Genomic DNA, 26,838 nt, shown 5'->3' with positions numbered 1-26,838 from the left:
TTTTCCCTAGCTAAAAGCCCCCACCGATTGATCGGCGGGGGCTTTTAGCTACGCTAGGGGTAATGGTCGATTACAGCTGCGAGAGCAGGTCCTGCACCGCCGGAGCCGTAAATAGGGCCTCGGTCGCCCCGAGCAGCCGCTCACCCCAGAGCTGCTCCTGAAGAAATTCTAGGTTAGCGTAGCGGCTGTCGCGCTCCAGCGCCTCAGTCGCCAGGCGAATCGCTTCTTCGGTCTGGCCGCCCTGGCTGTAGAGGGCAGCGGCGATCGCGAGCTGGGGTTCAGCTTCACCCTCGGCCAGCTGTAGGGAAGCGCGCCACTGCGCGATCGCGCCGTCGGCATTGCCCCGCTCAAACAGCACCAGGCCAATGTTATTTACCGCGGGCCAGAAGGACTCATCCTGTTCAACGGCAGCCTGGTACTGATCGATTGCCTGGTCATAGCGGTTGAGCTTGTAGTAGGCATTACCCAGGTCAAACAGCGCGCCCGGATTGTTGGGCTCAATCCGCAGACCCGCTTCCAGCGAGCGGGCAGCCCGAAGATACTCCGTTTCGCTAAAGTAGGCTGAGCCCAGGGCAAAGTGAACCAGGGCATTGTCAGGCTCTAGCTGCTTGGCCTGCTCCAATGCCGCGATCGCCGCCGCCGGCTGGGGTTCTGAAACCTGCAAATAGAGGCTGCCCAGCAGGGCCAGCACTTGGGGGTTGGTCGGGGCCAGCTGCACCGCCAGCTGAGCCCGGGCTAGGGCCTCATCGTACTGCTGAAACTGGGCCAGCTGAGCGGCGTCCTGAGCCAGACTAAGCCCATCGGCCTGCAGCTGTTCGGCATCGAGGGGTAGCGTATAGGGCAACAGGGCCTGGGCTTGAGCGGGCCGCGACCCAACCCAAACACCGAGCAGGAGCAGGAGTGAGAAAGTCTGTTTGAGCAAGGGAAGTACCGCTGGGAGTCAACAAGAGGAGGCAACCCGATTCCCCTAGGAGCCTTCTGCCCTAGGCAACCGGTGCTGGCCTCAGTCCAGTATAGAGCGCAATTTAGCGGATCGCAGCCAGTCTAAAACCGGGTTTCAAATTCGATTACCACCTGGTTGATATCGTCCAGGTTGGTCGTCGTCCTGACGTTGAATTCGTCGCTCAGCCGATAGCGCAGGTTGAACTCGGTTGGGGTGCTGTCGGTCAGGATCCTGAGCACCGATACGGAGAAGTCTTCGCTGACGTCAAACCCGACTTCAGCGGCGATGTCCAAAGATGAGCCCGTGTTGTTTTCAGCCGCCGAAAAGCGCGATGCTGGGGTCACCGGAAACAGGCGAAACTCGGTTAGCCCCAGCGCTCCGCCAATGGTGTCCTGGACCCGAGTGAGCAGCGCACTGCTGACCAGGCCGATCACCCCTTGCAAACTGTCGCCGCCGCTGACTGACTCCAGCGCGCTGACAAAGCCGCCGCCAATCAGGCCGACAATCTCAGCTTCTGAGCGAGACGGCGAGCTGGTCAGGGTGAGGTTGTCAAAAATCCGGCTGGCGGGACCCTCCACCGAGGCCCGGACGCGGATCGTGCGCAGCGTGCCCAGGGTGCTGTTGAAGGGGTCTAGGGACGTATCCGCCACTTCTGAACTGGCGAAGGGAGCGGGCGCAATCGGTGCGGTACTCACCACTTCGGGCACCGAGGCCCGCAGCTCGACGTCGAGGATGGGATCTTGCAGGCCCTGGTCGGGCAAGAAGGTCGCCGTATTCTCAGCAGAGCCGACGAGCTGGAAGATGGTGGTATATAGATTGACCCGGCCCGAGCGTAGGCGAATGGTGCCCTGGGGCGCGATCGCGGTCACTGGCCCGTCCAGCTGCAGCGTGCCCTCGGCCACAAAGTTGAGCAGATTATTTTGAATGATCCGCACCGAGTCGCCCAAGGTGACGCGCAGGCCCTGGAAGCCAAAGGCGGCGCGATCGGCCGGATCGCTTGGCGTCGGATCGGCTACTGGCGTCGTCGGCTGTCCGGTCCCTTCACCACCCTCGGGTAGAAAGATCTGGCCCTGGGACAGCACCATCTCGCCGCCCAGCTGCGGGCCGTTACCCAGGATGCTGCCACCGATTACCACCTGGCCATTCACCGCGCCGCCGTAGGTTCCCTTCAGGCTGAGGTCAATGTCCTGGAGATTGACCGTAAGCGGGCCAGCGGCGTCGAGCGGCAGCGGCAAGCGCGGGTCGAAGGGACGTTCTGCGTCCGGTGGGGTGACGGCGTTGGGGCCGGTGGCCAGGTCCTGACTCAGCGCTGCCAGGGCCGACTCGCTGATGATTGGTGCGGTCAGCGGCAGCACCCCGGCAGCCGCGAGCTGGCCTTCGCTGAACTGACCGCTGAGGTTCTCCACGATGATCCGATCGCCCTCAAATCGGGCCGATCCGTTGACATTCGTTAACGGATCGGGCAGCACCCGGGCTCTGAGCACCGCATTTTGTAAATTGGCGAATCCGCTCACCCGCGGGTCGGCCAGCGTTCCCCGCACCTGCAAGCGGACTTCCCCCTGGCCCGAATCCCAGGCCACCTGACGATTAAAGGCATTGAGTAGGGCTAGCCCCTCATTTTCAACGCTGACGTCAATCGCGATCGCGTCGCTCTCGGGCTGCACCGCCATAAAGTCAAAGGCGTAGGGAATCTGGGCCGCCAGCGTCAGCGGTTCGTCGGACTGGGTCGTGGTCAGCGTGCTGAGTAAGCTCAGCCGGGCATTTTGGAAGAGGAACTGGGCATTAGCCGTATCCACCGGCGTATTGTTAATGGTTGCCGCGTCCAGATTGACCGTACCGCGCAGCTGCGGATTGTCTAGGTTGCCGCCTAAAGACGCGATCGCGTTGAGCCGACCATCGACGTCTAGCGGCAGGTTGAGGATCTCCCGTAGGTCAGTGATATCCAGATTGGCCGCCGTCGCCTGCAGATTAGACGTGAGTTCGGTATCGCGGCCGTAGACAAACTGACCAGCGAGATTGACATAGACCAGCTCGGGCTCAATGGTCAGCTCTGGGTCGCTAATCTCTTCCCGGGCCAGCGTTGGCGCGACGGACTCAAATCGCAGCGGCTCTAGAATCAGCGCATTCGGCGTCACTTCTCCCTTGGCAATGAAGCGGTCGGCGGAGTAGTTTTCACCCCACTGCCAGTCTGCACCTGCCAGGTCAAACCGGGCGTTAAAGGCCTGATTAGTCCCGCCCGAGAGGGCAATGTCACCGGTAAACGGCCCATATAGCTCTTGCAGCGGTGGCAGCGGTGCCTGATCATCGGCTTGGGCGGCTCGCTCTTGCAGCGCCTGGATTTCCGCCAGCCGCCGCAGCTGCGCTAGAACCGTCGCCTCCGAGCTGCCGGTGGGGCTCGTCGCCAGAATCGTCGCCAGCTGCGCCGGCGAAAAGTCGCGCAGGAAGTCCGGCTGGCGGAAGCCCCGGGCAAAGTCTTGGAGATCGTAGATTGACAGAGCCGCCAGGATGTCCTGCACCTCTCCCTGCACCGCTTCGATATTGGCCCGATAGGCAAAATTTTCGCCGAGCTGCACGCGGCCGTTGATCAGGTATAAGCTATTGCCTAGAGTCAGCTCCCCGCCAGTGAGCGTCGCCAAGTTATTGGCAAACCTGACCTGCCCTTCAAACCGGTCAGTGCCAATGTAGCCAATGCCCAGCTGATCAATCGCAATGTCACCCACTACAGCCCGGGTGTCGAGGTTGATCGCCAAATTCGCCGTATCTAGCACGCCCCGGACCTGCCCGATCTGGGCTAAACCCTCGGCGGGCAAATTGAGTGCGGCCAGCGGGAAATCTCCGGCTTCTACCACCAGCAAATCGCCTTCGGTCTGGCCGCGGGCAAATGCGCCCTGCTGCACAATGTCAAAGTCAAAGTCGCGCGGGTCTGTATAATTAACCGCGATGCGGTCGCCGCCGCCGCTCAGAGACAGCGCTAACCCCTCAGTCCGAGAAAAATCTACCGGCCCGGTCAGCTCCGGCGCAAAGGCCAGCTGGTTAAAGACAAAGTCTTCGAGCCGGACGCGGCCCTCTAGCTGGGGCTGGCTGGGTGTCCCGGTGAGCTGCCCAGAGAAGCTAGCCAGCCCGGCCAGGTTAACGTTGGCGGGCAGTTTAACCGGTAGCGTCGCCAGGGCGTAGTCATCGGCGTTCAGGTCGAGGTTAAACCGCTCGATGCCGGCAATACTAGAGCCAGTCAGCTGAGGCGTAATCGTACCGCTGGCCCGCAGCCGGTCGCTGGTGGCCTGGTCAATGATGAGCTGCTCACCGTTCCAACGGACGCTGGCGACGAGGGGATCGCGATACTGAGCCAGCTGGGCCGAAAAGGCTGCCAATCCCTGAGAAAAGGTCAGGTCGCCCTGCCCCGTAATCGCTGCCGGGCTAAAGTCCTGGGTGGTGCCCGCCAGCTCGACCTGGCCGCTGACCTGGCCACTCAGCCGCTGCGAAAGCTGGTCGAGGGCGACATTGGCCAAGGCTAGGTCGCTATTCCAGCGGCCGTCGGCGAAAAGGGCCGAGCCGCTGACGGTACCGCCCGCCACCTGCAAAACCGTATCGCGCAGACGGATGGCGCCGTCTGCGATCGCGACCTCTCCCCGGCCCGGATATTGGGCTTCCGGGGCGCGCCACTGAACCACGGTACTGACCGTCCCCGGCGTGCCAGAAATCTGCGCATCGGCGGCCACCCGGCCCAGCACAATGTTGGTATTGACGCCGAACAGGCTAGCCAGCCGATTCGCCGGTAGATTCTGCCCGGAGACGTCAAAGGCAAAGCGAGTCGGGTCACCCAGCTCGACCTCGCCGCTGCCGGTAAGCTGGCCGCCGACGGTGGGCTGGGCCGCGATCTGATCAAAAAACAGCTGCGAATCTTGATAGGTAAACCGAGTTGCCAGTTCGGCAAAGGTCAGCTGATCCACCACCGCCCTATCCTGCGCTTCGATCCGGCCCGATATTCGCGGATTTTGTAGCGGCCCGGTCACGTCGGCTTCAGCGGCGAAGGTGCCCGCCGCCGCTACCGGCAGACTGAGGTCAAACGTGCTAACAACATCCTCGACGGTCACCTGGTCAGAGCGAACCACCAGGTCGTAGCCTTCCTGGAAGTTAATTTCGCCTTCAGCTTCCGCCTCTAGTTCGCCATAGCTCGCTACGAGTCGGTCAATCGTGAGTTCCTGTCCTTCAAACTGGGTTTCTCCCTCAATCCCGCGAATCGGCTGGGGTAGCTGGGCCACTTGCAATTCGCCGTCGTCTAAGCTCAGGTTGCCATCAAAGGCCGTGGGCTGATCGGGCCGAAAGGCCAGATTAATCGTGCCGCCGACGCGCCCCGCCTCAGCTGAGATCGGCGTATCCTGAAACCCTAGCGTAGACAGCGTAAAGGATAGGGCGTCGGCCAGCGGGGCACGGTCGGCTCGCACCACCAGGTTAGTCTCCCTGCCGGCTGCGGTGGGCTGGGTTTGGCCGCTGACGTCGATCTGGCCGCCGGCTTCGGGTGCTGTTTTAAAGTCAAAGCTGATCCGCTGGGCCGACTCTCCCTCAACAACGATCGGGTCAAGGTCTACCAGCCCGCGTACCTGCTCAAATAGAATCGGCTGGCGCTGCTCTGGCCGGTAGGGCAGCATCACGACCTGACTGTCTTTGATCAGTATTTCATCGACGCGAATTTTGACTCGACCGGGTTCGCCTTCAGGAATCCGAAATAGGATCCAGCCGCGTTCCTGGTCCTGTTCCAGGTAGCCCTCGACGCCGCTAAGTTCCAGGTCCAGGGTCAGCGTCCGGGTCCACAGCACCTCGAACAGGTCAAACTCGACCCAGACCGTTTCTGCCGTCGCTCGGGTCGGGTCATCTGCGCTGGGGCGGGGGCCCATTTCCGACGGTCCAAAGCGCAGGCTGCCCAGACCCAGGTGTTCTAGCTCACCCAGCTCGACCGGTCGCTCCAGGGCGTTGGTCAGGGCATTCGAAACCAGGGGCGAAAGATTTTCTTGGAGATACAGCCAGCCCCAGATCCCGGCTCCGATGCCGGCAATGCCGACCAGGGTTCCGGCTCCCAGACCTAACTTGAACCAGGGCCAGCGGCGAGACTCAGGCGGTCTATCCGGACTGGGATCGGGGGTAGGAGACGTCACTGATAAGCACAGTCAGGTTTTGTACCCAAACACTGTAGCAATTTTGGTTGTTTCTTTTGCGATCGCGTTCCCCTTTTCCTAAACTTCCCCTGGCTTTTCGTCAAACTGCATCTGCACCCATCGGATCGGGAATCGCTAAGTCAACCAAAAAGGCTCTGCCGTCAGCTATAAGAGAGTCAGGTTCAGAAAAAACGCTATGAATTCAAGCGCCGGGTCAGACAAAACGGGTTCACTTGAGTCGCGCTATCGATTGATTCGAGAGCTGGGGCGCGGCGGCTTTGGGCATAGTTACCTAGCCGAAGACCGCAGCCGCTATAACGAGCTCTGCGTGCTAAAGGAATTTGTGCCGCAGCTGGAAGATAAAGCGCTGATTGCCAAGGCGCAGGAGCTGTTTGGGCGCGAGGCGGGCGTCCTATATCAGCTCGACCATGCGCAAATTCCTAAGTTTCGAGAGCTGCTACGGGTACGTGAGCAGAGCGGCAAATGGCGGCTCTTTCTCGTCCAGGACTATATCGAGGGCACCACCTATCAAACCCTGCTCCAAACCCGGCGACGAAATGGTAGCCACTTTAGCGAAAGCGAAGTGACCGAACTGCTCTATCAGCTGCTGCCGGTACTGACCTACATTCACAGCAAAGGGATTATCCACCGCGACATTTCACCCGATAACTTGATTTTAAATGTTGCCGATGGGCTGCCGGTGCTGATTGACTTCGGCGGCGTCAAGCAGCTTTCTCTGTCAGTGCAGCAGCAGCTGGCGGCCAGCAGTCCGCCAGCTGAGACAACTCGGATTGGTAAGGTCGGCTATGTCCCGCCTGAGCAGCTCCAGTCAGGTAGCGCCGACGCGACCAGCGACCTCTACGGCCTGGCGGCGACACTGCTCGTGCTGACGACGGGGAAGGACCCGCAGGAGCTATTTGATGCCTACCACGGGGTATGGAATTGGTCAGACGAGGTCCTGAGCCCTGAGCTGAGCTGCATTCTTGAGCGTATGTTGGCGGCTCGTCCCGCCGATCGCTTTCCCTCAGCAGAAGCCGTTTCGCGGGCGCTGGCTGAGAGCAATATCAGCCGTAACGGGCAGCTGCCCGGGCTGAGCCAGCCCAATCTGAACTCGACCGACTCGCTTGACCTGGATCCTGGCGATACGGTGGCGATGGCGCCGCCGCCGCCCGTCCCAGAGGAATACGAAGAACTGTCGCCCGCTGCCGCCGCACCGACGCCAGGGTTGCGCAATGGCCCTTTGCCTGACTGGTGGCAGGTTATTCTCGGGCTGGTGATGCTAGTGGGAACGGCCGGTGTAGTGCTGTGGCTGGCGCTGGGCGGCATTCGTCTGCCTAACGTATTTGACTCGGCAGACCAGGAGGAGACCGTTGAATCGACTGCCGCTTTCTCTCAGGAAGAACTGAACCGCCGCAGTCAGATTGCGTCCCGTCGGCAGCGCCTGGGCATTGACGAGGGTTACTTCAATCAGCTGGTCGATCAGTTTTTTGTCAGCCGCTATCCAGAGCTGCGCGATCGCACCCTCACCGACTCGCCCGAAGATGCCCCCCTGCGGTTGCGCTGGGATAATCTGGCGGCGGAGCTGCTGGATTTACTAGAGCGCAACCTGAGTGCGCGGGCGCTGACGGAACTGGGAGGTTATGGGGCGGGAAACCGAGATCGCTGGCAGAGCCGCCTGAATGCGCTCAACCTCAGCAGCCGGGCGCTGAATGACCTGGCCGACGGTAAGTTTTTCGATCTATTCCCGCGTCAGGTCGGGCGAGACTTTTTGAATGAGCCGATCGGCCAGATTTGGTACGGGCTGGCCGCCGACCGGGTACGCCAGCTCGAAAGCGGCGAGCGTCTGGAAACGGTTTCCTTTAGCCAGGGGGCCTTTAGCCAGCGGCTATCGGGCCAGCTCAATCCGGGTGAGGGCAAAGTTTTTACCCTCCAGCTGAATGAGGGGCAAATTCTCCGGCTGAATCTGCAAGCCCCCGCTGGGAGTACGCTGATGTCGCTCTACCTGCCCTCTCCAACTGAGGAAACGCCCTACCTGCTGGCTGACTCTACCCAAACCACTTGGTCAGAGCGCCTGACTCAGTCTGGCATTTACGAAATCACCGTAGTGTCTACAGCGACAGAGGCGATTTCTTATCAGCTCAACATTGCCGTCGATAACGTGACTTCGGACCCACCGCCGGAAGCGCCAGAAGAGTTTCCAGAAGATCCCCAGCCGGAAGCTCCTGAATCGAATCCACCCGAAGACCCGCTTGAAGACTCTGCTGAACCGCCTGCCGAAAATTCCGCACCCGAAGGGGATGACGGCGCTTTGCAATTCTAGCGATCGCGCCGGCTTCCAGCGGGTATCTTAAGCGTAGCGCTGTCACCTGGAGCGTAAACGCTTTCACGGCGAACATCATGGAACTGCTGGCAGGTAAAGTTTTACGCGATCGCTACCAAATTCAGTCACTGCTGGGCCGCCAGACCGGTCGGCGGACGTTTCTCGCCAGCGATTTGCAGACCGGGTCGTCCGCGGTCGTCAAGCTGCTGCTGTTTGGCCCGGACTTCACTTGGGACGATTTAAAGCTGTTTGAACGGGAAGCCAACGTGCTTAAGTCCTTAGATCACCCCGCTATTCCCAAATATCTGGACTACTTCGAGGTTGAAACGGAGCTGGGCAAGGGCTTCGCACTGGTTCAAACCTATATTGAGGCCCAGTCGCTGCAGGACTGGGTGCAGTCTGGTCGCCACTTCAGCGAAGCCGACCTGAAGCAGATCGCCAGGGCGCTGTTAGACATTCTAGACTATCTGCACCAGCGTCAGCCGCCGGTTGTACATCGGGACATCAAGCCCAGCAACATTCTGATGCAAGACCGCACGGCCCATAGTTCAGGCCAGGTTTACCTAATTGATTTTGGCTCGGTGCAAACGGTGGTATCCAGCTGCACCCAGACTATCGTCGGTACCTATGGCTACATGCCGCTCGAACAGTTTGGCGGCCAGACTACGCCCGCATCAGACCTCTATGCGCTAGACGCGACGCTGATCTACCTGGCGACCGGACAGCACCCTGATAAACTACCGCAGCAAAAAATGCGAATCGTTTTTGAAGACCGGGTGAGTCTTAGCTCCCATCTCACGGGCTGGCTGAAGGGATTGACAGAGCCCAGCCTGGAGCTGCGACCGAGCGCGGCGAAACAGGTGCTAGAAGTGCTAGAAAATTCGAGTTTGCAAGAAAGTCGCCAGATTGCCAGATCTAAGCCTGCTGGCAGTAAGATTCAAGTTACCAGCACCGGACAGAAGATGGAGATTCTCATTCCACCAAGCGGTTTGCTTCAACGCCATTTAAACATGATCGGGTTTATAGTTATTGGATTTTTTTCATTCCCAATGTTTTGGAATGATATTTTATTCTTTCTGGATCCTAACGGATGGTTGATTTCTTTGCTTGGCATTCTTTATTTAGGTGTTATCCTTAAGTATATTTGGAACATTCTTGCTGATTTGATGGGGAGAGTAAGATTACGCATCACTCAGTCTGAAATCTCTCAATCTTTTTAAATTTTAGGGTTTGAGCCTTTTTCTCCCAACATCATCAAACAAAGCGATATTGAAAAAATCGAGCTTGTTCGTTTGAAGCATAAAATCAATTTTGAAGGGCGCTATACTATTACTTCCCCAAAAATTTATATTCGCGCAGGAACGAAGAGATTCATTTTGGGTAATAAAAAACAACTGACTGCCCCAGAGATTGAATGGCTCGCCGAAAATTTAAGCTGTTGGCTAAATTTGCCAATTACTGAAATTTAATAATGTTTTACTAGACCAGCAGGCTGCCGCCATCAATATCGATGACCGTGCCAGTGACGTAGGGGTTTGTCAGGATCTGGATTGCGATTTCTGCGATATCTTGGGGCTCTCCGACTCTCCGGGCGGGTAGGCTTTGAGCCGTATTCTGATACATGGCTTCTCGCTGGTCGTCCGGCATGCCGCTGTAGGCAGGCGTTTTGACCAGTCCCGGTGAAATGACGTTTACCCTGATCGGAGCGAGCTCAACCGCTAGCGCTTTCCCTAGTCCTTCAACAGCGGCATTAATTTCCGAAACAATTGCCATGCCCGGCGCCGGTCGGCGGCTGAGAACCCCTGAAAACAGTAAGATTGCCCCGTCATCAGCCATTTGCGCCGCTTTGACCGCCCGATAGGGTCCCCAAAACTTGCTATCCATCGACTGCATCGCATCGGCCAGGGCCAGCTCATAAAAGGCGTCTGACCTGACCGAACTGCCTGAGATAATCAGGTAATCGATCTCGCCCTCCCGTTCAAAGAAGTCGCGAACAGAGTCTTCCTGGGTCAGGTCCACCGGATAAATGAGAACATCCTGCTCGATTTCAGCCAGGGCCGCTTCCAGCTTCTTGGCCGAGCGGCCCGCAATGACAACGCTGGCACCCATAGCGGCGACTGACTTTGCGATCGCAAACCCAATCCCCGAACTGCCCCCAATCACCACGACTTTCTTATTATTCAAAGTCATACTACACCTCTCAAATGTGTCCGGTTGTTCCGTAGAACCCGGGGATGCTAGACGTTGAGCTGTTTCAACAGCGCTTCTGCTTCGCCAATTTTGAGATTTTTGTTGTACAGCGGAGCGTTGGGCTCAAAGATGGTGCCGCTGTCCAAATCGCCGATATCCTGGGGGGCAAAGCCGATTGCCTCGATTAGCTGTATCACCGTTTGCTTGGCCTGGGGATCGTCACTGCAAATCTGCACGGCGATGCGCTCATCGCCTGCGCGAAAGGCCTTCTGGTCTAGTACTTCGTAATAGACAGAGTTAAAGGCTTTGACTGTCTGAGCCCCCGGAAACTGGGCAGCCACAAAGCCGGTCGCCGTTTGGGCGTCGTCGTCGATGACGCGCTGCGCCATCTCGCCGTCTCGCTGCGGATAGGGGTTGCCCGCATCAATCAGAATTTTGCCCTCCAGCGGCCCGACCTGCTGGGCGACTTCGGGCACTTTAGCGTAGGGAACCGCCAGCAAAATCACCTCGCCAAAGTCCGCCGCCGCTTCTACGGTGCCCGTCTGCGCCCCAACGGCATCGGCCATGGGTTGAAGCGATTCGGGATTCCTAGAGCTAAACATGACCTCGTGACCCGCTTTAGCCCAGTGACGACCTAGGGTGCCGCCGATATTGCCTGAGCCGATGATGCCAATTTTCATATTCACCTCTTTGCCAAAGAACAAACGGTCGTGCTTGTGATCGTAAAGACGGATTATATATTAGTCAAATGAATACAATAGATAATTGCTATCAGTCTCATCGATTGTACCTTGCCGACGGGGATTGGACTTATGACGATTGACTACGCTCAGCTGCGTCAGCTCGACCTCAACCTGCTGGTCATCTTCGACGCTTTGATCGATAAAGCCAGCGTGACTCAGGCCGCTCAAACGCTAAGCATGAGCCAGTCTGCCGTGAGCCATGCGCTGAAGCGGCTGCGGGACATTTTGGGAGACGACATTCTGATTCGTACTTCCAAACGACAGATGGAGGTCACGCCCTATGCTCGTCAGCTCAGCATTCGGGTGCGCCAAACGCTTACGGATATCCAAGATACCCTGCTCATTCCAGAGACGTTTGAGCCCGCGACGGCCCGAGAAGACTTTCGGATTGCCGCCAGCGACTATGTTGAGGCAACTTTGGGCGGAGCTATGCTAGCGCAGGTCAGTCAGACGGCCCACATTCGCATTCGCATTGTTCCCTTTGACAAAGAAACTGTGCTAGAACAGCTAGACGACAACCGCATTGACATTGCCTTCGGCCCGGGTCTGCCGCTGAAGCGCTGGCATCTACAGCAGGCGCTATACACTGAAGAATTGGTCTGCGTGGTTAGAAGCGACTGTCCCATCGAGTCGCTATCGATGGCGGAATATGGGGCGCGATCGCATATCCTCGCCTCTCTCCGCAACGACTTCCACGGCATCGTAGACGAGCGGCTGGACCAGGCCCGCCGCGTCGCCTGGTCTACGCCCCACTTTATGGCCATTCCCTTTTTTCTAGAAAGTTCCGACTGCGTTGCCCTGCTGCCCCGGCGGATGGCTCACCGCTGCGCCCAAAACATGGGTCTGAAGCTGCTGCCGCCGCCGGTCGAGCTGGCTGGGTTTACCATTCCCATGGTCTGGCATCAGCGCAATACAACCCATCCCCGCCATCAGTGGCTGCGCCGTCAGCTGATTGAATGCACACAGAAGTTTAGGATTTTGTAAGCAGGTTCTGAATCGCAACATGAGACCATTGGGTGGGGCCACGCCGAAAGACGGCTACAACCGGTGCCGCAGCTGCGGGAATACCGTAGATTCGAGGAGCGACCTGGCTATTCATGACTGACCTATCTCTGAAGCTGTCAGCTGAGCGGTAAAATCTTAACTTCCATACGCTGCGATCAACATGCCGCTTGCTACCACTCGCGTTCAGCCACCGCTTGACTTTATCCCGCCGCGATTTAATCCTGGGATACTTGCCATTAGCCGGGCGCTGCTTCCTATTTGGCTGAGCTGGCAAACCGATCTAAGTGACATTCAAGTTAAGAACCTTGACACTCTCGTCCATCTATATGAGCAGTTCCAAAAGCAGCAGACTCGCTTCCTTCTGGCCTTTCGCCATCCTAGCCCAGATGATCCGGTTGCGATCGCGTATCTGCTCTGGCGGGCAATCCCACAGCAGGCAAGGGATATGGGCATTCGGCTAGAGCGGCCGGTCCACGCTCACTTCCTCTACGATCGCGGCATTCCGCTTTGGGCGGGTCGCTGGCTGGGCTGGCTCGGTTCTAACCTGGGGGGCGTTCCGATTCAGCGGGGCAAGTTAGACCTAGCAGCCTTGAAAACGGCCCGGCAGCTGTTTTGCAATGGCGACTTTCCGATGGCTGTCGCGCCTGAAGGGGCAAATAACGGGCATAGTGAAATCGTCAGCCCGCTGGAGCCTGGCATTGCCCAGCTCGGATTTTGGGGCGTCGAAGACCTGCGCCAGACAAACCGTCCTGAGTCAGTGGTGATTGTGCCGGTGGGACTCCAGTACCGGTACGTTGCACCGCCTTGGAAAAAGATTGCCGACCTGCTCAGTCAGCTAGAGCAAAAAAGCGGCTTAAGCCAGCCCCTGACGATGAACCGATTACAGTCGCTACGGCAGAGATTTGCCAAAACCGACCTGCCAACCCAGCAGGCTGCTGAACTTTACGGTCGCCTGTTTCACCTGGCAGAATATTTGCTTACCCTGATGGAGCAGTACTACCGCCAGTTCTATTCCATCACCCTGCCCGCGCCAGATTTGCACCAGACCCCGCAAGAACAGCTGGCCCAGCGTCTCCAAAAGCTTCTAGATGCCGCCCTTAGCGTGGCTGAAGACTACTTTACGCTGCGGCCAAAGGGCGGCTTAATTGACCGCTGCCGGCGCATTGAGCAGGCTGGGTGGGAGCGAATTTTTCGGGCTGACCTGGGAAAACAGCCGCTGTCACCGGTAGAGCGCGGCCTAGCCGATCGGATTGCCGAAGAAGCCGATCTGCGGATGTGGCATATGCGAATCGTCGAAAGCTTTGTTGCCGTGACCGGTCACTATGTTCTGGATCGTCCAGTTGCAGAGCGGTTTGGTGAGACAGCGCTGCTGCTGTGGGCGCTGGTAACCCGGCTTGAGGGCGGTAACCCTTTTCCGCGCCCTAGCCTGGGACCGCTGTCTACGACGATCACAGTGGGTAAGCCGATTTCAGTTAGCGATCGCTGGCCCAGCTATCAGCAAAACCGCCGCCATGCCGTCGCCACCCTGACCCGAGATTTACAGGCGGCGCTAGAGGCTCTGATCATTCCGACAACACCAGCGGATTAAGGATATTGAGCTCCTGAAATCGATTGAAATCTCGGTCTGCTGTCCAGAACTCAGCTACGCCATGCTGCTTACATAGGGCAGCAATACGCGCATCGTGGATTTGAGGCCCTTTGACTCTGCTTGTCTCTAAAAGATCGTCTAAAACCTTCCAGTAACCCGTTCCCTCACAGAGTAAGCTCAACGTTGGAGATTGAAGCCAACAGTCAACTTGCTTTTTGGCATCCGCTAGAGGCGTCGGCGGGTCATAAATGCGAGGATGGGTCACAATAGCTAAAAGCTCGTGGATACAGGGCCAAGGAATTGCCCAAGGTGTTCCAGATTCTGCCAATTTAGTCAGACAGCTATCGGCAGAATCGTGCCATTCTGAGTCTTCCCGATGAGCATAAACCAGGATGTTAGTGTCCACTGCAATCATCCACCCCGTCCTTCATAAATTTGTTCTCTCAGCGTGGACCAATCGCCTTCAGTAATGCCTGGCTGCAATCCATTGCCACGGAAAGAATGCTTTTGGAGCCGAAAAGGCAGACGACTTTCAGCGTTGTTTTCCAAGAATTGCCGTAATGCAGACTCTAAAACGCTCTTTAAAGTCTGCTGCCGTTTTGCCGCGAGCTGCTTGGCCTGTAGCAGAAGATTATCGTTGATTTCGACAGTTGTTTTCATATGGTCACCCATATTCATTGACCCATTAATATGGGTAGTTAGTTGAGTATAGCAGCTTTTATTTTCCTTCTGTGTCTAGCAAATGACTTGAATAAGTTTCATAGAGACAGCCAAGCCCCGTCTCGGTGCATTGACTCAGTTAGCTTTGTGAGAATGGCGACTAGAGACTGACCCTGCTGGCCAGACGAGATAGCTGAGTCCTGCTGGGTCCATATGCAGTCCACAAAATGGTCGCAGACATTGCGAAGTGGCTCTGACGGCGTCACTGGTAGGGTCACGGTCTGGATTGCTTCTGGACTGAAGCCCTGGCCAGTTTTGGCGGCTATACCCACCTGTAGCGTCAGCGGCGATGGCTGGAGTTCGTCAAAAATCAGCGTACCGCGATCGCCGACCACACAGAGCCGTCGCTGCTTATCAGGATTGGCCCAGCAGAGGTGAATCGTCGCCTGAAAGCCGCTGGAGTAGCGCAGACGGCACCAGACAGCATCTGCCAGGCCGCTGGGCGAGAGCATCGTCTGCCGCTGCGGCTGGAGCCAGCCCAGGCCCTGAGCCTGCACCTGAAGAGGAGTCTCACCTAGCCAATGATTGAAAATGGCGATGTCGTGAATCGCCAAATCCCACAGGGCATCGACGTCGTTACGAATCGGGCCAAGGTGGGTGCGGCTAGCGTAGCCGTAGCGCAGCGGCCCCAGCTGCGCGATCGCGTCTTTTCCCGCCTGTACCGCCGGATGAAACAAATAGGTATGGTCCACTACCAGCTGTCGCCGCTGCTGCTGGGCCAGCTCCCACAGCGCCCGAGCGCTTTGAGGATCGAGGGTCAGCGGCTTTTCTGCCAGGACATGCAGCGAATGATTGAGGGCCGCCTGGATCAGGACATCGTGAGTCATTGCGGGAGTCGCGATCGCAGCCGCCTCTAGCCCCGGCAGCGCCAAAGCCGCCAGCGGATCGGTCAGCAGCTGTACCTGACTATCGAGGGAAAACTGAGCCGCGATCGCGCTCAGCCGTTCAGCGGATGAATCCACCACCGCCACCAGCCGAATCTGCGGATGGGCCAGAAAATTGCGGAGCAGATGAGTCCCCCAGCGGCCCACCCCCAATAGAGCCATCCCAATCTGTGTCATAACCGTCCTTTCTCAATCACATGGATCTAATATTTCCCACCCCATCACTCTTTCCTCTTCACTCTCCAGCACTCTGCTACTTGACTTTTAAGATAATCGCTCTTTACTCTCTACCCACCAGTCCACCACCCACCATGCCCCCCACCGTCACCGCCATCCTCCCCTGCTTCAACGAATCCCGCCACGGCTACCTGCCCAAAATTTTAGGCAACCTGACCCAGCAGCAGGGTAATCCGCAGCTAATTGCGGTCGTCAGCCCCAGCCAGGATGACACCCTGGAAGTTGTCTCACGCTATCCCGCCGTTAACGTCATTTCAGCCACAGCCCAGAACCGCGCCCAGCGACTCAATATCGGCATTCAGGCCAGTCAGGGCGAGGTCGTTTTGCTGCACCACCCGGCGACGCTGCTGCCGCCCGATGATGCGCTCCAGCAGGTGGCTGAGCTGATGGCCGACCCGGCTGTCGTCTGGGGTGGCTTTCGGCATCGATTTGACTTTGACCACTGGCTGCTGCGGTTTACCTCCTGGTATTCCAACCAGCAGCGGCCTCGCCACAGCCAGATTCTTTACCTCGACCACTGTATTTTTGCCCGACGGCAGGCGCTAATCGACATCGGCGGCGTCCCAGATATGGATATTTTTGAAGATACGGCCCTGAGCCTGGCGCTGAGGCAAAAGGGCCGACCGCAGTTAACCGATAGCTACGTGACGACTTCGGCACGGCGATTTCGCGATCGCGGCATCTACCAGCAGGCTTTGCTGAATCAGCTGCTGAAGGCGATGTACCATGCCAACCTGGACCCAAAACGGCTGAATCGGCTGTACGAACACCGGAGTCAGATCAACGTCGATTACTCCGACGACTCGTAAATGACCCCGATATTGATTAAACTCTTTGCGAGCCCCTGCCAATCTGGCCATTGGCAGGGCAGAATGATGTACTGTAGCGTTTCGCCAGAATTTTTATGACTTCGGCACGTCCGGTTGGTAAGCTTCCCTCCCCCCTAGCGGCGGTCTCCCTCAAAATTGTAGGCGGGATCACGATCCTGGCCTCCCTGATCGACTTTCTGGTGCTGCTGATTCCGCCCGACTTCCTCAACCGGCAGTGGCAGATTGCCACGACGACTCAGCTGGTCGATCGGGGTATCGTGCCGCTGGTTGGCATTGCCCTGCTTTTTACCGGCTACTGGATCGATAGCAGCCTGGGCAGCACGGTTCAGCGCCGCAGTCTAGCCGTCGATATGCGATTTTGGGTCTGCGTGCTGGCCTGCATTTTAGGCGTGGTCTTTTTGGTAGCAACGGTGCTGCATCCCAACAATATTCGGATTCAAAGCCGCGATGCCCTAGCCCAGGTCAGCCAGGAAGCCGAACAAGCCAATGAGCAACTCCAGCAGCGGCTCAATGCGGAGGTGGGGCAGCAGCGAGCCCAAATTGACGCGCTCCTACAAAACCCTGAGCAGCTCCAGGCAGCTTTAGAAAGCGGACAGGTTACCGATGAGCAGCGGGCTCAGATTGAGCAGTTTCAGAACAATCCGGCAGCTCTGGACGAGTTTTTGAATTCTCAGGTGGGCCAGCTGCAGAACCAGCTTCAAACGGAAATTGGCACCCGGCAGACGACTGCGGCTAGAAACGTGCGGATTGAAGCCTGGAAGTCTGGCATCCGCATTGCCGTTAGCAGCCTGCTGCTGGCACTCGGCTATACCCTGATTGGCTGGATGGGGCTGCGCCGCCTGATGATGATGACCTGATTTTGGCCGCTGATTTTAGCCGACTAGCTCAGCGCCGTCACCATGGCCTGCTGAGCGACGGCCTGATACAGCGCAGTAAAATGTCCCATAATCACCTGGGCATCGCTAGACGGCAGGGGCAAATTTCCCAGCACCTCTAGCACCGTCTGCTCCGCCGGGGCAATCACCACCAGAGAAGAATCCAGCGGCGTTTCGTACTGCCAGAACTGAGTTAAGTCAACCGACGGCTCGGCAGCTTGATGAGCAGCGGGCTCGATGGCGCTGACCTCAGGAGTATCCATGATCGCGTCCGCCTGCACCCGCCGCTTCTGGCGCAGCGCCTCTAAAATTTGCTCTTTGGTGCGGCCCCGCAGCTGGAAGAGGATAAACGGATCTTCCCGGAAAAAGTCGCCCAGCTGGTAGTACACTGCCGCGATGTGCTTGCAGGGATTCTGCGGGTCGGGGCAGCTGCAGCGGGAATGCACGTCGGCTAGGGTAAAGGGAAACAGGCTGAGGCCGTTAGCCGTAAACACCTCTTCAATATTGGTCGGCATTTCCCCGGCCAGCAGCTGGGCAGAGTAGAGGGCCTGGTCGGCCAGGGTGTCGATGATATAGGACCAGTCTTCGTCGCTGAAGCTGTCAATCCAAATCGAGAGCTGGTAGGGGTCTGAGGCCGTGCCCTGAACCTGGGCCTGGGCTTTGGAACCCTTGAATTCCAGGCTCAGAATATGGCCTTCGCGGGCATATTTCCAGCCGCGCTCCAGCCGTTTTTTAAACCGATAGGCGTTGAGCAGGTCTACCCACTGCTGTACCCACCAGGCTTCACTGTCGAGGGCGGTCGGCGGGGTTGAGGTATAGGTCATTCGGGCAATCGACTCATCTTTGCAAGGTCTAACACGGCTTCGATCTCGGCCTGATCCAGCAGCCCCTGCTCCAGCACCAGCTGCCGCAGGGATTTGCCGGTTTCGAGCGATTCTTTGGCGATCGCGGCGGCCTTTAAGTACCCAATTTTAGGGTTGAGCGCCGTCACTAGGGCCAGGCTGCCTTCGGCATAGTCCTGGCAGCGCTGGGGCCGGGCGGTAATTCCCGCCAGACAGCGCTGGCTGAGCGCACTCAGGGTCTGGCCGAGCAGCTCGATGCTGTGGATTAAATTGTAGGCAATCAGCGGCATCATCACGTTCAATTCTAGCTGACCAGCCTGGGCGGCCAGGGCAATCGCCTGATCGTAGCCCATCACCTGAAAGCAGACCATCGAAGTCATCTCGGCCATCACCGGATTGTACTTACCCGGCATAATCGAGGAGCCCGGCTGCACCGGCGGCAGCTGGATTTCCTTAAAGCCGGTCTTGGGGCCGGAGTCGAGCAGCCGCAGATCGTGGGAAATTTTAACCCCGTCCTGGGCCAGGTTGCGCAGGCTGCTGGAGACGGCGACGAAGGGGGCCATACTCTGCATGGCGGCCATCAGGTGCGGGGCGGGGCGGATAGTCTGGCCGATAAAGTCTGACAGCAGGGCGGCGGCCCGGTGGCGATACTGGGGATGGGTATTGAGGCCCGTCCCAGTGGCGCTGCCGCCTAGCCCTAGCTCAGTCAGGTCCGCCGCTGTCGTTTCAATCCGGCGGCGGTGGTCGCGCAGAATCTGAGCCCAGGCCCGAAAATTTTCGCCCAGGCGGACGGGGACGGCGTCTTGCAGGTGGGTGCGGCCAGAGCGAACGATGGATTGAAATTCGTCGGCCTTAGCAGTGAGGGCCGCGATCGCGCTGTCCAAAGCCGGATAGAGCGTTTGGCCCAGCGCCAGCAGCCCGCCAATCCGAATCGCCGTCGGAATCACGTCGTTAGTGGACTGGCCGTAGTTGACATGGTCGTTGGGGTTGACCCGCTGATAGTTGCCCTTCTGGTCGCCTAGAATTTCCAGGGCGCGGTTGGCCAGCACCTCGTTGAGGTTCATATGGTGCGAGGTGCCCGCTCCCGCCTGGTAGACATCGACGACGAACTGATCGCGCAGCGCCCCGGCCAGGATTTCATCGGCGGCCTGGACGATAGCCTGGCTGATGTCGGTGGGGATGCAGCCCAGCTCGGCATTCGCGATCGCGGCAGCTTTCTTAATCAGCAGCCCGGCATCGACATAGACCGGCAGCGGCTTCAGGCCACTAATCGCAAAGTTTTCCATTGCCCGCAGGGTCTGGATACCGTAGTAGGCTGCCGCGGGCAGCTGGCGCTCGCCCATGGAATCTTTTTCGGTTCGCATTTCAGGCTGAAAGTCGGGGTCAGCCGCGGGTTCAGTCATCATTTAACTTTCGCATTAATAAGGATAAGCCAAATTTGGCAGCGCCTGCATCCGCAGGCTGGGCATACTGATAGAGCAGCGGGTTTACAGGTTACCCCGCAGCCTCTGACCTACTACAGTTCATCGGCGACGTAAGCAGCTTAGGCTCAGGCGCTTCAACCTACCATTTTACTGGCATTTTACTGGCACTCAGCGGCCATTTTAACGGCGTGAATCAATCCATCCAAAGCTCAAATCTGCAAACCTGGCTGGGCCAGGGTAAGGCGCTCTACGAACTGGGGCGCTATCAGAGCGCGATCGCCAAATTTGACAAAGCTCTCCAGCTCGACCCGTACCGGCTCGATGCTCGCATTAGCCGGGGCTACGCCCGCTGTGAAATCAATGACTGCGCCGGTGCCCTAGAAGATTTTGACCTGGCGCTGCGGCTCCAGCCGGAGAATGCGTCGGCCTGGCACGGTCACGGCATTGCGGAAGCCAAGCTGGGCCACTACCTGCTGGCGGTCAGCAGCTTTGAGCAGTCGCTCCAGGCCGACGACAGTGAGCCGATAACCTGGTACAACTGCGGCAATGCACTGATGCACCTGAAGCGCTACAAATCGGCGCTAAAGCATTTTGACCGGGCGGCTGAGCTCAATCCCGAAAGACATCATACCTGGTATAAGCGCGCGATCGCGCTGGCTGCCCTGAACCGCGAGCCAGAGGCCCTGGAAAGCCTCGACAAAACCGTCGCCCTCAAACCGGACTGCTACTACGCCTGGACCTACCGGGGAACCATGCTCAATCGCTTGTCCCGCTACCCAGAAGCCATTAGCAGCTTCGAGCAGTCTCTTCACTGCCGCCCCCTCAACCCCAATGCCTGGTACGGCCTCGCCACCACCTACGCCCTACTGGCCGACGCCGATACCGCCGGGCTCAATTTGCAGCGAGCCATGCAGCTCAACCCAGCAATCTATATCCTGATGGCCCAAAAAGACGCCAGCTTCGACCGCATCCGCAGCTGCGAAAAAATCCGCCGCCTGCTCCGAATTCCTCACCAGCCGCCGAGCCAACTGCGCGAGTGATCCCATAGGTGCATTACGGAATACGGTTTGCCTGAGCCATCTCGGCAATAAGTGCTTCTAACTCACCGATAGAATATTGTGCAGACGCTTTATCGGACAAATATCTCTCAAATCCCCCCTCCACCAAATATTCCTTGTCTTGGAGATAGTCTATGTAGTTTAGGATGTCGTCTTCTAGCATTTGCGCTCGGGCAATCATAAGTAGTCGAACAAAATTAATTACACATTTTTTACAAAGGAGAGCCTGATGTCATGCCGAGCCTGTCGAGGCATCTATCCCAGCAGCGTCAGTGATTGAGAGATTCCACCCTGCGGGAAGCCGCAAGCGTCTACGCTATGCTCGGAATGACAATTCCTTCTATGTAAATTTTAATGCTCAGGTACTTAAAGCGAGCTGCTGGCCAAAACGAGGTTGGGTCTAGCTCTGAGTCGCTTCAACAAGCGCCTCTTGAATAATTTCATCACTCAGGCCGCGACGCTTTAAGCTCTTAATCAGTGCAGAAATCTCGTCCTCCTCTAAACGCTCAAGATCAGATCGAAGTCCCTGCCCAATATAGGCCCGCATCAGCGGCTGATAGCCAGAGAATCCGAGCAGCGGGGCTACTCGCTTCAGGTCTTCAATCACATCTTCGGGAATCCGAATCGTAATCGACGTCATCGGTCAATTTCTATCTAACCGCTTTTTCAATGTCTCAATTTTCATAATACTCGCGTTCCTGACGCGTTGCTTGACGCGCTGAAATGATTCGAACCATTTTAGTTTTCTGTGTGCTTAGTGCCCTAATAGCGTCCGATGGTGGGATCTACTTTGCAGGCGTAGGCGTCGATGCCGCCGGTTAGGTTTTTGACGTTGCTGAAGCCTTGCTGGGTCAGCCACTGGCACATTTGGGCAGAGCGCATGCCGTGGTGGCACATGACGATGGTTTCGGCATCGGCCTCGAAGCGGCTGTGAATGCTGTCGGCCCAGTCGGCGAACTGGCTCAGGGGCAGGAGGGTGAAGTGGGGGAGGGCCGCGATCGCAACTTCCTGCGGCTCTCGCACATCAATCAGCTGGAGCGATTCGTCCGGCAGTCGCTGCGCCAGCGTCTCGACATCGATTTCGCCTATAGCCTGGTTAGGTAAAGCCACGATTCAACTCCTCTCGACGCCTTTATCCTAAATGACCAACGTAGATTACTAACAGCTGGCCAGGAATTTACCTCATCTATCTAAAAGCACAAAGCAATTTCCTCCTCCCGTGCTAGGCCGAGCGGCTGGGGCTACTGTAAGCTAGCTTGAATATCTGCGATTCGGTCGCAGCTGTCCCTTTATTCAAATCTATAATCTATGAAAATTCAGTTCAAAGTTCCAAGCATGAATGATTCCTCAGAATGTGGCCAGGCCATCACCCGGGCCGTTGCTGGAGTTGATCCTGATGCCAGCGTCGCCGCCGATCCCGAGTCCAAGTTGGTTAAAGTCGAAACTGGCGAATCATCCAATACGTCTGAAGAGGCGCTGAAGAAAGCTGTTGAGGCGGCGGGTTATCCGGTTGAATAGGCCGGTTGCGTAGGTCGGTTAAATCGGCGAGAGCAGGCTGAAAGAGGCTCGATCGGCTTTTGAGCTTTGGGTAGGGTTGGCAGGCAGTCCAGGGCCATGGGGTCTATCTTATAAACAGGGCCTCAAATCAGGAAATTTTGGCCCTGTAGCTGACCGTCACTGACCTACCCAGACATCCATGAGCACCCAGCACTATGACCTTATTATCATCGGTACCGGCGCAGGAGGCGGCACCCTGGCCTACCGCTTAGCCTCCAGCGGCAAGCGTATCTTAGTGCTAGAGCGGGGCCAGTTTTTACCCCAGGAAAAGGCCAACTGGAGCGCGGTAGAGGTCTTTCAGAAAAACCGCTATGCCACTTCAGAGCTTTGGGAAGACCACCAGGGCAAAACCTTCAGTCCCGGCACCCACTACTGGGTCGGCGGCAATACCAAAGTCTACGGCGGCGCCCTGTTTCGGCTGCGGGAGCGCGACTTTGAAGCAGTGCAGCACTGCGACGGCGTTTCACCCGCCTGGCCATTGCAGTATGCCGACTTTAAGCCCTACTACGATCAGGCAGAGCAGCTCTATCAGGTACACGGCCAGCGCGGCCTCGACCCCACCGAGCCTAGCGAGGCAGCGGACTATCCCTTCCCCCCCGTCAGCCACGAGCCCCGCATTCAGGGCATTTATGACGCGCTCAAGGCGAAGCAGCTCAATCCTTTCTATCTGCCGCTGGCGGTCAAGCTGAACGAAGCTAATTCGCTGCTGAGCGCCTGTATTCGCTGCAACACCTGCGACGGTTTTCCCTGCCTGATTCACGCCAAATCCGATGCTGACATCAACTGTGTGCGTCCCGCCCAAACGCAGGCCAACCTGACGCTGCTGACCGAAGCCAAGGTGACCCAGCTCGTCACCAGCGACTCTGGCCGCGAGATTACCCAGGTCAAGGCCGAAGTTCAAGGCTCACCCGAGACCTTTTCTGCCGATATCGTCGTCGTCGCCTGCGGTGCGATCAACTCCGCCGCCCTGCTGCTGCGCTCAGCCAACGACGCCCATCCCAACGGCCTGGCCAACCGCTCCGACCAGGTGGGCCGCAACTTTATGAAGCACCAGAACGGTGCGATCGTCGGGATTACCCTCAAGTCCAACCCCAGCATCTTTCAGAAGACGATTGGCCTAAACGACTTCTACTGGGGCGAGCCGGGCTTCGACTATCCCATGGGTCATATTCAACTGCTGGGCAAGGTGAATGGCGAAATGCTGGCGATGGACGTGCCCCGATTTATTCCTAAGCGGATACTCGATGCGATGGCGGGCCGCTCGGTGGACTGGTGGATTACCGCAGAAGACCTGCCGGAGTCACGCAATCGGGTGAGATTAAAGGGCGATCGCATTGTCCTGGACTACACCGACAACAACGTCGAAGCCTTCGACCGGCTGAGGTCTCGCTGGATTTCGGTGCTGCGGAAGATCAACGGCGAAGGTCGGGTGCCTCAGTCAGTCTACTTCAGCAAGCGCCTGCCGGTTCAGGGCGTCGCCCATCAGGTCGGCACCTGCCGCTTTGGTACCGACCCCGACAGCTCAGTCCTCGACCTCAACTGCCGCACCCACGATGTCGATAATCTCTACGTCGTAGACGGCAGCTTCTTCCCCTCCAGCGCCGCCGTGAACCCCTCGCTGACGATTATGGCAAATGCGCTGCGGGTGGGCGATCACCTGCTACAGCGGCTGGGTTAAGACTCGATTTGTCGCCGTTTGGCCTCGCGGCATAGGGGATGGGAAGCTCTCTACAATAGGGGTTGTAAAGCTATCGGTTGCTTTTTTTCGTGACTTCTCTGATTACCGTTAAGTCCGAAGGACTTTACTGCGAGGCGGGCCAGTTTTACATCGACCCCTGGCGGCCCGTAGAGACGGCGCTGATTACCCATGCCCATTCTGACCATGCCTACGCTGGTTCCGAGAAGTACTATGCGACAGCGGTTTCTGAGGGCATCCTGCGGCGGCGGCTGGGGGACATTGACCTGACTGGGGTGGAATATGGGCAGCGGTTTAAGTTTGGCCAGACCTGGGTTTCATTTCATCCGGCGGGGCATGTGCTGGGGGCGGCGCAGGTGCGGGTGGAAAAGGGCGATCGCGTTTGGGTCATTTCCGGCGACTATAAGCGGGGTCTGGACCCGACCTGTGCCCCGTTTGAGGTGGTCAAGTGCGATACCTTTATTACCGAGGCCACCTTTGGGCTGCCGATCTATCAGTGGGAGCCCGGTGCGGTTACTGCTGAACAAATCTACCGCTGGTGGCAGGGCGATCTGGAACGGCCTTCGCTGCTTTTTTGCTATGCCTTTGGTAAGGCCCAGCGGGTACTCGGTGAGCTGACGCAGCTGACCGATCGGCCTATCTATGTGCATGGTGCGGTGCATGTGCTGACTGAGATCTATCGGCAGCTGGGAATTGCTATGGTCAAGACCATCCCCGTCTCAGAAATGCCCCGCAGCCACAGCTTTGCCGGTGACCTGGTGATTGCGCCGCCCTCGGGCCATCGCTCTAGCTGGATGAAGCGCTTTAAACGGCCCCAAACGGCGTTTGCCTCGGGCTGGATGGCCGTCCGAGGGGCGCGGCGGCGGCGCGGCTATGAGCGGGGTTTTGTGCTGTCTGACCATGCCGACTGGCCCGGCCTGATCAAGACGGTGGAGCAGACTAAGGCTAAAACCGTCTACGTGACCCATGGCCAAAATGATGTCCTGTCTCGCTATCTGCGAGAGGTTCTAAACCTCGACGCGATGCCTTTGGATACGCTATTTGAGGGAGAAGAGGATAGTAGCGATCTCTAGCTGTTGTTCTGGCGCAGATTTTCTAAAAACAAATCTGTGAATTCCTGAGTGGTGACCTGAGTTTGGCTGCGCTGAGAGCAAAGATCGGCGGTGCAGTAGCCCTGGGAAAGCAAGGTTTCCTGGGTATCTAGGATCTGCTGGGCAGCGGTGGTTTCTCCCCACTGCTGGAGCATTAAGACAATACTCGCGATCGCGCCTAGCGGATTAGCAATTCCCTTTCCCGCAATATCTGGGGCTGTCCCGTGAATCGGCTCGTACAGCCCAAAGCCCTGCCCATTCAGGCTGGCCGAACCCAGCAGCCCAATCGAACCGGTCAGCGCTCCGCCAATGTCGCTGAGGATATCGCCAAAGAGATTCCCCGCTAGAACTACATCGAACTGCTGCGGCTTTAGGATCAGCTGCATTGCTAGATTGTCGGCCAGCATTGGCTCCACTAAGATGTTTGGGAAATCCCGGGCTTCCTCGTGAACCAACGCCGTCCAAGGGATCTGGGGCAGCGCATTTTCTTTGTGGGCTACTGTTAGCTTATGGCGGCGTTGCTGGGCCTGGTTTAGAGCTGCCTTGGCAATGCGGCGAATCTCAGCATCGGCATAGCGCATTGTGTGGTAGCCATAGCCTGATCCTGAATCATTTCCGCGACCTGATTCACCAAAGTAGATCCCACTGGCCAGCTCTCTCACAAACAGAATATCGACTCCTGCTAAACGTTCTGACTTCAGCGCTGAAGCCGGAAATAAACAAGGTGTAGGACGCACCGGGCGCAGATTAATGAACAAATTAAAATGCTGACGGATCTCTAACAGTCCTTGGGTTACCGCACCTAAAACAATACCATCGCAGCCTTCACACTGTCGGGCAGTTTCTTGAGGAAAGGCTCTGCCAAATCGCTGTACCGCAGGTTGCCCAAGCCAACCATACTCAACGGCGACTGTAAATGAATGAAGCTGAGCTACCTGCTGAAGAACTGCTAAAGTCGCATCAACCACTTCTGGGCCGATGCCTTCGCCGGGAAGAGAAACAATTCGGTAATGGCGAGGCATGGGGGTGGAGGGTGGAGAGTGGTGGGGTGTTCGCGAAGCGTCGCCGTAGGCGTTAGGGGTGATGGGGTTGAAGAATTTACTGGTTTGGGTGTTGGGTTTCGGCTAGGGCTTTGGCGATGATTGAGTCGAAGTAGCGGTTGGACAGCGGCGCGAGGAGGCTGTGCATTTTGCCGATGAGGGTTGTTTCGAAGCCGGGGGTAATCATGAAATCTCGGCGCTGGACTCCCTTGAGAATAGCCTGAGCAACGGCGTCAGCGCTCCAGGGTTTTGCCATGGCTGAAATGCGCTGGGTTGCTAGGGGTTTGGTCTTGGCTTCGGCGGCGAGCTGGGGCGTATCGGTGTCGGGGGGATAGGCAATGGAGACCTGGATGCCGCTGGGCTTGAGTTCTGCTCGTAGCGTTTCGGCCAGGCCACGTACGGCGAATTTGCTGGGGCAGTAGGGGCTATAGCCGTAGACGCCAATCAGTCCCGCTATGGATGAAACAACTAGGATCGTGCCTTGCTGTCGTTCGACCATGGATTTGCAGACTGCTCGGATACTGTAAAGCGTGCCGAAGTAGTTGACGGCCATCGTGGTTTCAAACACGTCGATGGGGATATCCTGAAAGTGACCAGGCTGGGCTATTCCGGCGCAGGTGATCAGTAGGGCGGGCGGGCCTAGCT

The 26,838-nt window shown here is 57.6% G+C and carries 24 protein-coding genes; 10 read left to right on the top strand and 14 right to left on the bottom strand.

Features of this window, described 5'->3' with window-relative positions; all coding sequences use genetic code 11:
- Window positions 1-70: 70 nt before the first annotated feature.
- Both IQ241_RS15360 and IQ241_RS26195 read right to left on the bottom strand, forming a co-directional pair.
- Entirely contained in the window at window positions 71-922 is an 852-nt protein-coding gene (locus IQ241_RS15360; protein WP_193908717.1) for a tetratricopeptide repeat protein, read from the bottom strand.
- Between the two features lie 122 nt (window positions 923-1,044).
- Window positions 1,045-6,093: a translocation/assembly module TamB domain-containing protein gene (locus tag IQ241_RS26195; protein ID WP_193908715.1), complete on the bottom strand. Its 5,049-nt coding sequence runs from the start codon at window positions 6,091-6,093 to the stop codon at window positions 1,045-1,047.
- A gap of 196 nt (window positions 6,094-6,289) precedes the next feature.
- Here IQ241_RS26195 and IQ241_RS15350 point away from each other — a divergent pair, with 196 nt between their 5' ends.
- Entirely contained in the window at window positions 6,290-8,413 is a 2,124-nt protein-coding gene (locus tag IQ241_RS15350) for a serine/threonine-protein kinase (protein ID WP_193908712.1), read from the top strand.
- Window positions 8,414-8,490: 77 nt separating this feature from the next.
- Entirely contained in the window at window positions 8,491-9,633 is a 1,143-nt protein-coding gene (locus tag IQ241_RS15345) for a serine/threonine protein kinase (protein WP_228021750.1), read from the top strand.
- A gap of 259 nt (window positions 9,634-9,892) precedes the next feature.
- Here the strand turns inward: IQ241_RS15345 and IQ241_RS15340 are convergent, their stop codons facing one another.
- Complete coding sequence (locus IQ241_RS15340; protein ID WP_193908710.1) at window positions 9,893-10,603, bottom strand: SDR family oxidoreductase; 711 nt, start codon at window positions 10,601-10,603, stop codon at window positions 9,893-9,895.
- Window positions 10,604-10,650: 47 nt separating this feature from the next.
- On the bottom strand, window positions 10,651-11,283 hold the full coding sequence (locus IQ241_RS15335; RefSeq protein ID WP_193908708.1) for an NADPH-dependent F420 reductase: 633 nt from the start codon (window positions 11,281-11,283) through the stop codon (window positions 10,651-10,653).
- 132 nt (window positions 11,284-11,415) lie between these two features.
- Here IQ241_RS15335 and IQ241_RS15330 point away from each other — a divergent pair, with 132 nt between their 5' ends.
- Entirely contained in the window at window positions 11,416-12,330 is a 915-nt protein-coding gene (locus IQ241_RS15330; RefSeq protein WP_193908706.1) for a LysR family transcriptional regulator, read from the top strand.
- 181 nt (window positions 12,331-12,511) lie between these two features.
- The gene (locus IQ241_RS15325) at window positions 12,512-13,939 is read left to right on the top strand and encodes a 1-acyl-sn-glycerol-3-phosphate acyltransferase (RefSeq protein WP_193908704.1); all 1,428 of its coding nucleotides are present in this window, start codon (window positions 12,512-12,514) and stop codon (window positions 13,937-13,939) included.
- On the opposite strand, the gene IQ241_RS26595 is transcribed toward IQ241_RS15325, so the two are convergent.
- The 3 genes from IQ241_RS26595 to IQ241_RS15310 form a co-directional block, all read right to left on the bottom strand.
- On the bottom strand, window positions 13,914-14,354 hold the full coding sequence (locus IQ241_RS26595) for a TA system VapC family ribonuclease toxin (protein WP_193908702.1): 441 nt from the start codon (window positions 14,352-14,354) through the stop codon (window positions 13,914-13,916). The two genes, IQ241_RS15325 and IQ241_RS26595, sit on opposite strands and share 26 nt — an antisense overlap.
- A complete protein-coding gene (locus IQ241_RS15315) occupies window positions 14,351-14,599 on the bottom strand; it encodes a DUF2191 domain-containing protein (protein ID WP_193908693.1) in 249 nt (82 codons plus the stop codon). Before IQ241_RS15315 ends, IQ241_RS26595 begins: the two co-directional genes overlap by 4 nt.
- A 98-nt stretch (window positions 14,600-14,697) precedes the next feature.
- Entirely contained in the window at window positions 14,698-15,720 is a 1,023-nt protein-coding gene (locus IQ241_RS15310) for a Gfo/Idh/MocA family protein (RefSeq protein WP_193908691.1), read from the bottom strand.
- Window positions 15,721-15,854: 134 nt separating this feature from the next.
- Between IQ241_RS15310 and IQ241_RS15305 the strand changes: the two genes are divergently transcribed.
- Together IQ241_RS15305 and hpsJ-B are read left to right on the top strand one after the other, a co-directional pair.
- A complete protein-coding gene (locus IQ241_RS15305) occupies window positions 15,855-16,589 on the top strand; it encodes a glycosyltransferase (protein ID WP_193908689.1) in 735 nt (244 codons plus the stop codon).
- A 95-nt stretch (window positions 16,590-16,684) separates the two neighbouring features.
- Window positions 16,685-17,467, top strand: a complete 783-nt coding sequence (gene hpsJ-B / locus IQ241_RS15300; RefSeq protein ID WP_193908687.1) for a hormogonium polysaccharide biosynthesis protein HpsJ — start codon at window positions 16,685-16,687, stop codon at window positions 17,465-17,467.
- A gap of 23 nt (window positions 17,468-17,490) precedes the next feature.
- Here the strand turns inward: hpsJ-B and IQ241_RS15295 are convergent, their stop codons facing one another.
- Together IQ241_RS15295 and IQ241_RS15290 are read right to left on the bottom strand one after the other, a co-directional pair.
- On the bottom strand, window positions 17,491-18,309 hold the full coding sequence (locus tag IQ241_RS15295; RefSeq protein ID WP_193908685.1) for an SWIM zinc finger family protein: 819 nt from the start codon (window positions 18,307-18,309) through the stop codon (window positions 17,491-17,493).
- Window positions 18,306-19,730, bottom strand: coding sequence for an aspartate ammonia-lyase (locus IQ241_RS15290; protein ID WP_193908777.1), 1,425 nt, complete (start codon window positions 19,728-19,730; stop codon window positions 18,306-18,308). The genes IQ241_RS15295 and IQ241_RS15290 overlap by 4 nt, the downstream gene beginning before the upstream one ends.
- Window positions 19,731-19,939: 209 nt before the next feature.
- On the opposite strand from IQ241_RS15290, the gene IQ241_RS15285 reads away from it, so the two are divergent.
- A complete protein-coding gene (locus tag IQ241_RS15285) occupies window positions 19,940-20,791 on the top strand; it encodes a tetratricopeptide repeat protein (protein WP_193908683.1) in 852 nt (283 codons plus the stop codon).
- A 13-nt stretch (window positions 20,792-20,804) separates the two neighbouring features.
- On the opposite strand, the gene IQ241_RS15280 is transcribed toward IQ241_RS15285, so the two are convergent.
- The 3 genes from IQ241_RS15280 to IQ241_RS15270 all read right to left on the bottom strand — a co-directional run bounded on the left by IQ241_RS15280 (window position 20,805) and on the right by IQ241_RS15270 (window position 21,922).
- Window positions 20,805-20,972: a hypothetical protein gene (locus IQ241_RS15280; protein ID WP_228021749.1), complete on the bottom strand. Its 168-nt coding sequence runs from the start codon at window positions 20,970-20,972 to the stop codon at window positions 20,805-20,807.
- 237 nt (window positions 20,973-21,209) lie between these two features.
- The gene (locus IQ241_RS15275; RefSeq protein WP_228021748.1) at window positions 21,210-21,449 is read right to left on the bottom strand and encodes a hypothetical protein; all 240 of its coding nucleotides are present in this window, start codon (window positions 21,447-21,449) and stop codon (window positions 21,210-21,212) included.
- A 122-nt stretch (window positions 21,450-21,571) separates the two neighbouring features.
- Window positions 21,572-21,922, bottom strand: coding sequence for a rhodanese-like domain-containing protein (locus tag IQ241_RS15270; protein WP_193908775.1), 351 nt, complete (start codon window positions 21,920-21,922; stop codon window positions 21,572-21,574).
- A 195-nt stretch (window positions 21,923-22,117) separates the two neighbouring features.
- On the opposite strand from IQ241_RS15270, the gene IQ241_RS15265 reads away from it, so the two are divergent.
- From IQ241_RS15265 to IQ241_RS15255, 3 genes are all read left to right on the top strand, one after another.
- A complete protein-coding gene (locus tag IQ241_RS15265; RefSeq protein ID WP_193908679.1) occupies window positions 22,118-22,327 on the top strand; it encodes a heavy-metal-associated domain-containing protein in 210 nt (69 codons plus the stop codon).
- A 178-nt stretch (window positions 22,328-22,505) separates the two neighbouring features.
- Complete coding sequence (locus IQ241_RS15260) at window positions 22,506-24,044, top strand: GMC oxidoreductase (RefSeq protein ID WP_193908677.1); 1,539 nt, start codon at window positions 22,506-22,508, stop codon at window positions 24,042-24,044.
- A 98-nt stretch (window positions 24,045-24,142) separates the two neighbouring features.
- Complete coding sequence (locus tag IQ241_RS15255) at window positions 24,143-25,135, top strand: ligase-associated DNA damage response exonuclease (protein WP_228021754.1); 993 nt, start codon at window positions 24,143-24,145, stop codon at window positions 25,133-25,135.
- Here IQ241_RS15255 and leuB read toward each other — a convergent pair.
- Together leuB and IQ241_RS15245 are read right to left on the bottom strand one after the other, a co-directional pair.
- Window positions 25,132-26,175, bottom strand: coding sequence for a 3-isopropylmalate dehydrogenase (gene leuB / locus IQ241_RS15250; protein ID WP_193908674.1), 1,044 nt, complete (start codon window positions 26,173-26,175; stop codon window positions 25,132-25,134). The genes IQ241_RS15255 and leuB overlap by 4 nt on opposite strands.
- Window positions 26,176-26,251: 76 nt before the next feature.
- On the bottom strand, window positions 26,252-26,838 hold a 587-nt coding region (locus IQ241_RS15245), incomplete at its 5' end, for an SDR family NAD(P)-dependent oxidoreductase (RefSeq protein ID WP_193908672.1).

The organism is Vasconcelosia minhoensis LEGE 07310 (assembly GCF_015207255.1).
Taxonomy (GTDB): Bacteria; Cyanobacteriota; Cyanobacteriia; order Phormidesmidales; family Phormidesmidaceae; genus Vasconcelosia; species Vasconcelosia minhoensis.
This window is presented reverse-complemented; position numbering and strand designations above follow the sequence as displayed.

What these genes read in the sequence shown, in the direction of transcription:
- IQ241_RS15350 (WP_193908712.1), top strand. Translation starts at nt 6,290, where the DNA reads ATGAATTCAAGCGCCGGGTCAGACAAAACGGGTTCACTTGAGTCGCGC.
- IQ241_RS15345 (WP_228021750.1), top strand. Translation starts at nt 8,491, where the DNA reads ATGGAACTGCTGGCAGGTAAAGTTTTACGCGATCGCTACCAAATTCAG.
- IQ241_RS15340 (WP_193908710.1), bottom strand. Translation starts at nt 10,603, where the DNA reads ATGACTTTGAATAATAAGAAAGTCGTGGTGATTGGGGGCAGTTCGGGG.
- IQ241_RS15335 (WP_193908708.1), bottom strand. Translation starts at nt 11,283, where the DNA reads ATGAAAATTGGCATCATCGGCTCAGGCAATATCGGCGGCACCCTAGGT.
- IQ241_RS15330 (WP_193908706.1), top strand. Translation starts at nt 11,416, where the DNA reads ATGACGATTGACTACGCTCAGCTGCGTCAGCTCGACCTCAACCTGCTG.
- IQ241_RS15325 (WP_193908704.1), top strand. Translation starts at nt 12,512, where the DNA reads ATGCCGCTTGCTACCACTCGCGTTCAGCCACCGCTTGACTTTATCCCG.
- IQ241_RS26595 (WP_193908702.1), bottom strand. Translation starts at nt 14,354, where the DNA reads ATGATTGCAGTGGACACTAACATCCTGGTTTATGCTCATCGGGAAGAC.
- IQ241_RS15315 (WP_193908693.1), bottom strand. Translation starts at nt 14,599, where the DNA reads ATGAAAACAACTGTCGAAATCAACGATAATCTTCTGCTACAGGCCAAG.
- IQ241_RS15310 (WP_193908691.1), bottom strand. Translation starts at nt 15,720, where the DNA reads ATGACACAGATTGGGATGGCTCTATTGGGGGTGGGCCGCTGGGGGACT.
- IQ241_RS15305 (WP_193908689.1), top strand. Translation starts at nt 15,855, where the DNA reads ATGCCCCCCACCGTCACCGCCATCCTCCCCTGCTTCAACGAATCCCGC.
- hpsJ-B (WP_193908687.1), top strand. Translation starts at nt 16,685, where the DNA reads ATGACTTCGGCACGTCCGGTTGGTAAGCTTCCCTCCCCCCTAGCGGCG.
- IQ241_RS15295 (WP_193908685.1), bottom strand. Translation starts at nt 18,309, where the DNA reads ATGACCTATACCTCAACCCCGCCGACCGCCCTCGACAGTGAAGCCTGG.
- IQ241_RS15290 (WP_193908777.1), bottom strand. Translation starts at nt 19,730, where the DNA reads ATGACTGAACCCGCGGCTGACCCCGACTTTCAGCCTGAAATGCGAACC.
- IQ241_RS15280 (WP_228021749.1), bottom strand. Translation starts at nt 20,972, where the DNA reads ATGCTAGAAGACGACATCCTAAACTACATAGACTATCTCCAAGACAAG.
- IQ241_RS15275 (WP_228021748.1), bottom strand. Translation starts at nt 21,449, where the DNA reads ATGACGTCGATTACGATTCGGATTCCCGAAGATGTGATTGAAGACCTG.
- IQ241_RS15265 (WP_193908679.1), top strand. Translation starts at nt 22,118, where the DNA reads ATGAAAATTCAGTTCAAAGTTCCAAGCATGAATGATTCCTCAGAATGT.
- IQ241_RS15260 (WP_193908677.1), top strand. Translation starts at nt 22,506, where the DNA reads ATGAGCACCCAGCACTATGACCTTATTATCATCGGTACCGGCGCAGGA.
- leuB (WP_193908674.1), bottom strand. Translation starts at nt 26,175, where the DNA reads ATGCCTCGCCATTACCGAATTGTTTCTCTTCCCGGCGAAGGCATCGGC.